The following is an 8,251-nucleotide window of genomic DNA, read 5'->3' on the forward strand; positions in this document are numbered from 1 at the left end:
TGTTATCCAAATGACGAGAATTGGAGTACGATTAGCGCCCATTGTCGCGACATTGGAGAACGGACCATGCTTGATGCCCTTGACCGCAAGATAGTGTCAGCACTCGAGCGCGACGCGCGCATCTCCTTCGGCGAGCTGGCCGAAGAGGTGGGACTGAGCAAGACGCCGTGCTGGAAACGGGTGAAGGCGCTCGAGGATCAAGGCATCATCCGCAGCTATTCCACCCGCATCGATCCGGCCGCGATCGGCTTCGACATCGAGGCCTTTATCCAGGTGTCGATCGACTTTGAGGTGTCGGACGCCTTCGAGGCGGCGGTGAGGAAGCACCCGCTGATCCGCCGCTGCTACGCCACGACCGGGGAGGCCGACTATCTGTTGCAGATCGTCACCGTCGACATGCGGGCGCTGGACAGGATGCTGCGCGAGGAGCTCAGCCGGCTGCCCGGCGTGCGCCGCACCGTCACCTCGATGGCGATGCGCGAGATCAAGGGCGACATCTCGTTCGCCGATGCAGCGGCGCATGCGCTGCGGTAGTCCGGGCGCGAAAAGATGGAGACGTCGGCGGGACAGCGCCCCCTCTGTCCTGCCGGACATCTCCCCCACTTGGGGGGAGATCGGATGTCACGCCGGCTTTCGCCAATTGTAGGAAGATCGCCGGCGGCGGAACTGCTAATCTCCCCCCTTGTGGGGGAGATGTCCGGCAGGACAGAGGGGGGCGCGAAGGAACGCTACGTCAGGTATTTGGATTCCACGTCAGGCTCCCTACGGCCGGCCGGCTCGGGCTGCCGCAGCGGCTTTTCCTTCTCGGCGTCGGCCTTGCGCTTCGGGCACGCCTCGAACTCGTGATCGCGGCCGCCGCAATAGGAACAGCATTTGGCAGGCTGATCAGGATGGAGCATCGGGGCCAAAAGGTTTCCGGTTGCAGCAATTGCGTGAGGTCGCAACCGCCGCCAAGCCCCTGCCCCGATAGGTCTTCCATGCAGTTCCGGTCGGAAAACCGGCTGCACGGTTTTCCTGGAATTGTCTTTCAAAGGAGCTCGCCGCTTGCGCGGCGGGCTCCCTTAATCACCGCTCACGCATGCGCGTGGGGATGACGGACGTCCCAGACGGCCCAGGCAGATGCCGCGACCACTAGCACGCCAAGGATGACGTGCGTGAGCATTACGTTCCTGTCCGCCGCGAAGCCCAGCAGCCAGGGCGACACGATCAGCCAGAGCCCGAGCACGAGATTTACCCATTCCTCCCATTCGGCGAACACCGAAAGCGTCGCGAGCGCCAGCGCACCGAGCAGGACGCCAACAATCCAGGCGTTCCACGCGGGCATCATTGCCGCGGTGAATCCGATGACCCAGGGTGAGATGAACAGGCAGATCGCGAGGACCAGGATAACCCAGTCCTTGCTCTTCCTTTCTTCCATCAGTTTGCTTGCCATGACAACCTCCATCGATGAAGCCAGACCAAAGCAACTGCATTCGCGTGCAATGCGCACGCTATGTTACATGATGTAATACATTTTTACGGAGCGACAAGGGAACCTTCCGCGGTAGCCGTATTGCGCGCCGTGGCGGCCCGCACAAGCTCCCGCTGGATCGGGCCGGGCCGTCCCTTTTACGGGAAAGCCCTTCGAGGTGGGGAACGGACTGTCATCCGTAGAAGTCGCTTCCGCTCTCGGCGCCCAGCTGTGGCATGACAATGGCCTCGAGCGGTGCCGTCAGCGACCATTTCAACGCACCGGACGAGCGCTCGAGACTGGAAGAGCCGCTGAGCGATTGCGGCGCCACCCGCTGCAGCACCACGGTGCCAAAACCCTTGCGCGCCGTCTCGTCTAGCTCGCCATTGGCATGGCCATTCGACCTCTCCTGCCAGACAAGGTGAAAGTGGCGCTGGGCCTTCGGGCCAGTCTCGACCGTCCAGGTGATCTCGACGTGCCCGCCCTCGCCCGCCAACGCGCCATATTTCGACGAGTTGGTGCCAAGCTCGTGGAAGGCCATGCCGAGATTCTGCACGGCATTCGACTGCAGCGTCAAAAGCGGGCCGGAAAGCGAGATGCGCTCCTCATGACCGAACGGTTTCAGATGTTCCTGGATCAGGTCGAAGAGACTGGCGCCTGCCCATTCCGAGGTGACCAGCAGATCGTGCGAGCGCGACAGCGCCATGATCCGGGCCCGGATCATCTCCTCGAACTCGCTGGGGCTGGCAGAACGCTTGTTGGTTTCCCTGACCATCGACAGGATCACCGCGAACTGGTTCTTCACGCGGTGGTTGACCTCGCGCATCAGGAGCCGGATGCGGCGCTCATTTTCCCTGGCGGCGGTGATGTCGCGCGCGATCGTGGAGGCGCCGACGATCTCGCCCGCAACGCTCCTGATCGGCGACACCGTTACCGAAACGGCAACGAGCGAGCCGTCCTTGCGCTTTCGCATCGTGTCGAGATTTGCCACGCCCTCGCCCCGACGGATGCGGCTGATAATGTCGGTCTCCTCATCGTGCATATGCTCGGGGATAAGGAGCAGCATCGATTGGCCGATGGCTTCCTCCGCGCTGTAGCCGAACATACGTTCTGCCGCGCGGTTCCAGTCGGTGATGATGCTGTTCAGATCCTTGCCGATGATGGCGTCGAAGGAAGAATCGACAATGGCGGCCAGACGCGCATTGGCGCTGGCATCTTCAAATTCCCTGCCCCCGGATGTCACCATGGGCATTAGTTAGCGCGGCCGAATCTCATAGCAAGCGGCTAAGCCTTGGAGGGGTCAGGATTTTCGCCATTCCCCGTTGCTGGATCCAGCACGCCGAAATCCTGCGACTTCATGCCGGTCTCGGCTGTCAGGAAACCTTCGGATGCGAGGCCCCTTCGCAGAAGCTCGCGCACGGCGGCCGAGCGGCTCGGCATGCGTTTCTCGAAGCGCCAGTTCTCGACTGCCGCGAGTTCCTCTTCCGTCAACATGATCTGCAGCCTTTGCGGCCGCTCCAATTCAACCACCCTAGCCTCCCAGGTCATGACCCGAATGAGTATGTCACTCACTGCCAGTAAAAGTAGGATTCGGCTCAAAAGACGTCAAGGTCATGCGAGACAACAAAGGCGGGGGACGCTGGCGGTGCTAACGATATGGCTACACCGCACTTGCCGGTCTATGCTAACTTGTTGATTTTTTTACAGCTTTTCCATTTTTTAGTTGCCAACCGAGCGACGTCGGCGCATTATGGCCGGTAGAGGGATGAACCGCCGCGAAAGGAGGTTTTTCCGATGTTACGAGGATTTTCCGACCGGTTGCGTAACGACGCTCACCACAAGGTCCAGCGGGCTTTGCGGGAAAACGGCATCGTCAACATCATCCAACTGTCGGAAGAAATCAGGCTGATGAATCTCGCCGAGAACATTGCCCGCGAGGATATCGAGAGTCTGGTGATGCAGGTGGCTCAGCTCTATGGCGGGGCCATCGAATTCGACGAAGAGGCGCTGACGGCGCTCGACCTGCCCGACGCCTGCCCGGCTGACAGCCGCAACGACCTGGAAAAGGCGTTGCGAGAACGCTCGCTCGTTTCACCCGAGTCGGCGGATCTGCTGCAGGTGAGCGACAAGGGCTAGGGCAATTCCAGTCACTCGCTGGTCAACTCGTCGAGCAGGCGCAGTCCGTTCTCGTACTTCTCGGGGTCGATGCCCGCCTGGTGCGCCTGCCAGAGATTGTCCTTGAGGTCCGCCTGCTTGACAGGCAGCGCAAGCTCGTTGGACACCGCACGGCAGACAAAGTCGTGCTCGCTTTCGTCCATTCTTTTCGTCAGCGCGTCAACGGCAGCGACGACCGGAAAGCCGAAGCCCTCGGCCTCGAGCCGATCGAGCGTCCACCCCTCGCCTTTCTCGACCACGTCGTGCAGGTAGGCGACGGTTTTCTCGTCAAGCGTTTCGAGCGCATCGGCGACGCGTCTCAGATGTTCGATAAAGGGACGGCCGGTCTTGTCCTTCTGGCCGCGATGGGCCTCTTCGGCGATCTTCGCTGCCTGGTAAAGCATGATCTCCTCGATCTATTGGAAGCCCGCCCAAACGGGACAACGAGACGGGCAGGATTGGGTCCCGACCCGGTCCGCCGGCACGCCTTGCAGGGGACGGCGCGCCATACTGCGGCAGAACATGAGCAGCGTTCAAATGTTCCCTCGTGTCCGGCCGAAAAACAGGAACCCGCGGCCCGCGCAGTCGTTAGCATTTACGCAAACACAAAGGAGGTCTGCACCATGGATTGGAACCGCGTCGAAGGTAACTGGAAGCAGGTCAAGGGCAAGGTGAAGGAACAGTGGGGCAAGCTCACCGATGACGACCTCGACCGCATCGCCGGCAACCGCGAGCAGCTCGAAGGCAAGATCCAAGAGCGCTACGGCATCGAGAAGGATCGCATCCGCCGCGACATCGACGACTGGGCGAGTCGCCAAGGCTGGTAAGATCCGCCGCCGGATGAAATGAGCCCGCAGCCCCGATCGGGGCTGCGGGGTCAAAAGCCGGAATCTTGATTTCAGAACAGGGACGTTATATTAGTTGACTAAGCGATTCGTGGCACGGTGAACCGATGGCCAAGAAGAAATCGAGACCGGCCTTGTCCGTTATCGCCGCAGCCTCGCGATCGGAGGCTTCCGAAGCGATTTATTTTGCCCGCAAATGCGGCCTAACCCCCGATGAAGCCCTGCGGATAATGCGCGAGGCGCTCGTGACCGTGGGGCCTAAGCCTGCCGGCGCCGGAAAGCGGAAGCGCTAGGCGCCATCGCCTCGGGCGATCGGATACCATCTTTCTCGAACCCGCAGCGGACTTCGGCCAGAATCGCACAGTGCTGTGCTCGGCGGCAAAGCCCGGGGTCCAAACCGCTCCGTCGGTGACGCGAGAAAGTTCCGCTTGATGGCAGGGTGACACAACAAGTGACCCCGCCGCCAGCGCTTATCCGCAACTCCCAAACCCAGGCCAGCGTTTGTAAGCGCGGACCACGCTTTCACTTTCACCTGTCAACGGGAGGGAGAGCTATGGTTTTTCCGGGTTTCCTCAACCCCGAGGATTTGGTCATCCTCGCAGCCGCTCTCGACGACTACTGCCGCACATTTCGCATACCGTCGGACAGTGAGGAGCGGCTTCATGCGGCAAGGCACGCGCTGATTTTGTTTGAGAACGGCTGCCGCGATCCGGTCGAATTGAGTGAAAAGCTGAAGGCCAAACGCAAGTAGCGCAAGCCTGCGCGAACTTTAGGTTCGCCGGCGGCCTGCCTCTTGCCGCCAAAATGAAACATACGGCAACCTCGAAAGTTCTTGTCTGAGAGGAGGCGCGCCATGGTTGGAAATGATGGAAAGCAGGTGCAGCAAACGGAGGCCGATGTCCAAATGCTCGCCCACCGGTTGGCAAAGGACGCGGACATTTCGGAAAACGATGCCCGCGAGTTGATCAAGCTAATCGGAACCGACTGGCCTTCGCTGCTGCGCGAAGCCCGGTTCCTCAAAAGCCGACACTGATGCTGCCTGCCGGCCAGGCGTCCCGCGATTCTTTGCGAGCTGCTTCAGCGCCTTGAGAAAGATCGGAGCCGCCAGATCGCATTTGTATTTGGACGGTCCATTGGTCTGGATGACGATCTCAGCCTGCCTCAGGGTCAGGCCGTGCTTTTCGGCGAATTCGAGCGGTTGATAGGCCTGCTCCCAACCTGGCCCTGTCTTTGGCATCGTAACGACTTCCTCCCGCGATTGATACGTGAGGCAACGCATTCGGCTGGACAAGGTTTCAACGGCTCGCACACAGCGGCGAAACCGCTGCCAAGCGCCTGGCACTGGGTGCATGGAACTTCGGTTGCCGCTGATTGTTGCACCTGAAAGGCGGGCCGGGATGACCATATCGTCGCTGCATCTGCTCAAGGGCATAGGCTATTCGATCTCAACGGTAAGCGTGATGCTGCTGGCGATCGTCAGTTGGGAGCACGTTTCGCAAAATCCGTTGCTGATTGCCTGCCTGCTTGGCGGCGCCGCCACCTCGATCATCGGGATGTTCTGCCGCTGGCTTTCCTACGAAGTCGAAAAGCGTCAGCAGGAGCGACAGGCAGAGAACGGCCAACTCTCGAACCGGCGGCCAGCATCCTCACCCCTGCCGCCAGCGCCGGAACTCCGAGACCAGCACCGTGATCAGGCTGCTGAGGACGATCCATCTGACGACCTCGCCGTCCGGCACGCCCGGTTGCGGTGACCTGCCTGACCTTGACGTTTCGTCGCTGGCCGCCACCACGGGCGCGAGATCCTGCCGGCTGCCGCTCCGCACCGAATAGGCGCGGGTGATCTCGGCACCGAAGAGGAAAATCTGTGCCGAATAGTAAACCCAGACCAGCACGACCATCAGCGCGCCGGCAGCGCCATAGGACGTGCCGATGGCGCTGGTGCCGATGTACCAGCCGATCAGCGACTTGCCGATGGTGAAGAGCAGCGCGGTGACGATGGAACCGACGCCGACGTCGCGCCATTTGAGCCTGCGGTCCGGCAGGACCTTGTAGATCGCCGCGAAGAGCAGCGCGATCAGCACGAAGGAGACGATGGTGTTGATCGCGCTCACGATCAGCTCGCCGAACGGCAGGTGCTGGTTGATGACCTCGCTCAGCGCCGAGATCGCCGTGCTTGCGGCGAGCGACACCAGAAGCATGAAGCCAAGAGCTGCCACCAGCCCGAGGCTTGCCGCCCTCGCCCGCACCAGGCGCGAAAGCGAAACGCCGCTGGGCTTGACCTTCCATATCTCGTTCAACGACTGCTGCATCTCTCCGAAGACGCCGGAGGCGGTGACAAGCAGCGTGATCAGCCCGATGAGGGTGGCCAGCGTGTTGGACCCGCGATGCGCGGCGGTCTCGATCACCGCCGTGAGCAGTTCGGCGCTCTGCGGTCCCATCACCCCCGCGAACTCAGCCGAAAGCGCGAGCTGCGCGGCGTCGTTGCCTATGACGACGCCCGCGATCGCTACCACGATCAGAAGGATCGGCGCCAGCGAGGTCGTGGCGTAGAAGGCCATCGCAGCGCCATGGCTCAGCGCATTGTCGTTGACATAGCCGGTAATGCTCTCTTTGAGCACAACCCAGGCTTCCTGGAACCAGCGCTGCATCTTCCTCCCCGTCGGCTGTTTCTCCTCGGCGGCTATTTGGGGCGCGGATCCTCGAGCCCGGCTCCGATGGTCTGGAACGAACCCGCGCGACGCTTCTCGACGGCTTCGGCGAGCGCCAGCGCGGCATTGCGGACTTCCCTCTGCACGGCATGGTCGGCGTCGAGCTCGTCATGGCTCGTCGCATAGGGCTTCCAGTAGCCAATGTAGCGGTCGAGCTCGGCAGCCTCGCCCACCGGATCGAGCTTCATCGAGCGCAGCCAGTCGGCCAGGCTGTGACGCACCCTTCCGGCACCTTCGGTGTCGCCATGCACGATGACGGAGAACAGCCGGCCGGCGAGATGGCGCGGATAGTCCCAGCCGGCAAGCTCGACCTTCTTGGCGAGCGCGGCATCCTTGCCCTGCGTCAGCGAAGGATCGGGATTGCCGCCGTCGGCGCAGACAAGCCGGTCCATCATCAGCTTCACCGGCGAGGAGGAATGGTACCAGTTGACCGGCGTGACGATCATGACGCCATGCGCCTCGACCCAGAGCGGGTAGATGTCGTTCATCCAGTCATTGACCTGCCCGAGCGAATGATTGGGGTAGCAGGAGCATGGCCAATGGCAGAGCGCGGCCGCGGTCGAGAAGCACGCCTTGCAGGGAAAGATCCTGCGGCCGTATTCGGAGGCGAGCCGCGCGAGGTCGAGAACCTCGATCGCGAAGCCCGGTCTTGCTGCAATGGCGCTGCGCGCCAACTCGACAAGGCGGAAGCTTTTCGACATTTCGCCCGGGCAGGTGTGCTCGCTGCGCGAGGAGCCGTTTATGAGCAGGATGCGGGACGGCGCGGTCTTGTCCTCGTATCGGCGCTGTGCCGCTTCGACCGCTTCGTGCGCGGCGAACCAGTCGACGGAGAGATCATAGTCCGGATCGTGGAAGCCCTGTCCCGCCTTTCTGGTGATCGGTGCCTTGCGTTCTTCGCTGTAAGCCTGCCAGGCGATCTCGGCCAGCCTGCCAATGGCATCCGCCTCCGGCTGAAAGGCCGGATCGTAGAATTGTCTCAGATAGCGTGCCTTGAATTCGCTTTCGCCGAGACGCGGGCTCGGCATGCCTTTGCGCGGCTCAGGGCCCTTGCTGAAATCTGTGCTGTTTGCCATGCGCCCACGCCCGAGTTGGGC

The 8,251-nt window shown here is 61.8% G+C and carries 13 protein-coding genes; 6 read left to right on the forward strand and 7 right to left on the reverse strand.

The window, feature by feature from the left end:
• Positions 1-66 precede the first annotated feature (66 nt).
• Positions 67-534, forward strand: coding sequence for an Lrp/AsnC family transcriptional regulator (locus A9K71_RS19460; protein WP_066999403.1), 468 nt, complete (start codon positions 67-69; stop codon positions 532-534).
• A gap of 194 nt (positions 535-728) precedes the next feature.
• On the opposite strand, the gene A9K71_RS31660 is transcribed toward A9K71_RS19460, so the two are convergent.
• From A9K71_RS31660 to A9K71_RS19475, 4 genes are all read right to left on the reverse strand, one after another.
• Positions 729-899 (reverse strand): hypothetical protein, encoded by a 171-nt coding sequence (locus A9K71_RS31660; RefSeq protein ID WP_156752718.1) that lies wholly within the window; start codon positions 897-899, stop codon positions 729-731.
• A gap of 173 nt (positions 900-1,072) precedes the next feature.
• The gene (locus A9K71_RS19465; protein WP_066999436.1) at positions 1,073-1,432 is read right to left on the reverse strand and encodes an SPW repeat protein; all 360 of its coding nucleotides are present in this window, start codon (positions 1,430-1,432) and stop codon (positions 1,073-1,075) included.
• Between the two features lie 211 nt (positions 1,433-1,643).
• Positions 1,644-2,702: a PAS domain S-box protein gene (locus A9K71_RS19470; protein ID WP_066999406.1), complete on the reverse strand. Its 1,059-nt coding sequence runs from the start codon at positions 2,700-2,702 to the stop codon at positions 1,644-1,646.
• A gap of 32 nt (positions 2,703-2,734) precedes the next feature.
• Positions 2,735-2,980 (reverse strand): hypothetical protein, encoded by a 246-nt coding sequence (locus tag A9K71_RS19475; protein ID WP_066999440.1) that lies wholly within the window; start codon positions 2,978-2,980, stop codon positions 2,735-2,737.
• A 264-nt stretch (positions 2,981-3,244) separates the two neighbouring features.
• On the opposite strand from A9K71_RS19475, the gene A9K71_RS19480 reads away from it, so the two are divergent.
• Positions 3,245-3,586 carry a hypothetical protein gene (locus tag A9K71_RS19480; RefSeq protein ID WP_156752719.1) on the forward strand — a complete coding sequence of 114 codons (342 nt, stop codon included), beginning with the start codon at positions 3,245-3,247 and terminating at the stop codon, positions 3,584-3,586.
• Positions 3,587-3,597: 11 nt separating this feature from the next.
• On the opposite strand, the gene A9K71_RS19485 is transcribed toward A9K71_RS19480, so the two are convergent.
• Positions 3,598-4,008, reverse strand: a complete 411-nt coding sequence (locus tag A9K71_RS19485; RefSeq protein WP_066999412.1) for an HD domain-containing protein — start codon at positions 4,006-4,008, stop codon at positions 3,598-3,600.
• A 219-nt stretch (positions 4,009-4,227) separates the two neighbouring features.
• On the opposite strand from A9K71_RS19485, the gene A9K71_RS19490 reads away from it, so the two are divergent.
• The 4 genes from A9K71_RS19490 (at position 4,228) to A9K71_RS31665 (ending at position 6,200) form a co-directional block, all read left to right on the forward strand.
• Positions 4,228-4,431, forward strand: a complete 204-nt coding sequence (locus A9K71_RS19490; protein ID WP_066999415.1) for a CsbD family protein — start codon at positions 4,228-4,230, stop codon at positions 4,429-4,431.
• Between the two features lie 571 nt (positions 4,432-5,002).
• Positions 5,003-5,200, forward strand: a complete 198-nt coding sequence (locus A9K71_RS19500; protein ID WP_066999420.1) for a hypothetical protein — start codon at positions 5,003-5,005, stop codon at positions 5,198-5,200.
• A gap of 102 nt (positions 5,201-5,302) precedes the next feature.
• Complete coding sequence (locus A9K71_RS30650; RefSeq protein ID WP_082953924.1) at positions 5,303-5,482, forward strand: hypothetical protein; 180 nt, start codon at positions 5,303-5,305, stop codon at positions 5,480-5,482.
• Between the two features lie 316 nt (positions 5,483-5,798).
• Positions 5,799-6,200, forward strand: a complete 402-nt coding sequence (locus A9K71_RS31665) for a hypothetical protein (RefSeq protein WP_143749042.1) — start codon at positions 5,799-5,801, stop codon at positions 6,198-6,200.
• Here A9K71_RS31665 and A9K71_RS19510 read toward each other — a convergent pair.
• Positions 6,096-7,097: a YihY/virulence factor BrkB family protein gene (locus A9K71_RS19510; protein WP_066999427.1), complete on the reverse strand. Its 1,002-nt coding sequence runs from the start codon at positions 7,095-7,097 to the stop codon at positions 6,096-6,098. The two genes, A9K71_RS31665 and A9K71_RS19510, sit on opposite strands and share 105 nt — an antisense overlap.
• A 32-nt stretch (positions 7,098-7,129) precedes the next feature.
• Positions 7,130-8,230 (reverse strand): flavodoxin family protein, encoded by a 1,101-nt coding sequence (locus A9K71_RS19515; RefSeq protein ID WP_066999431.1) that lies wholly within the window; start codon positions 8,228-8,230, stop codon positions 7,130-7,132.
• Positions 8,231-8,251: the final 21 nt, after the last annotated feature.

It is taken from the genome of Mesorhizobium sp. WSM3873 (genome assembly GCF_001672445.1).
GTDB lineage: Bacteria > Pseudomonadota > Alphaproteobacteria > Rhizobiales > Rhizobiaceae > Mesorhizobium.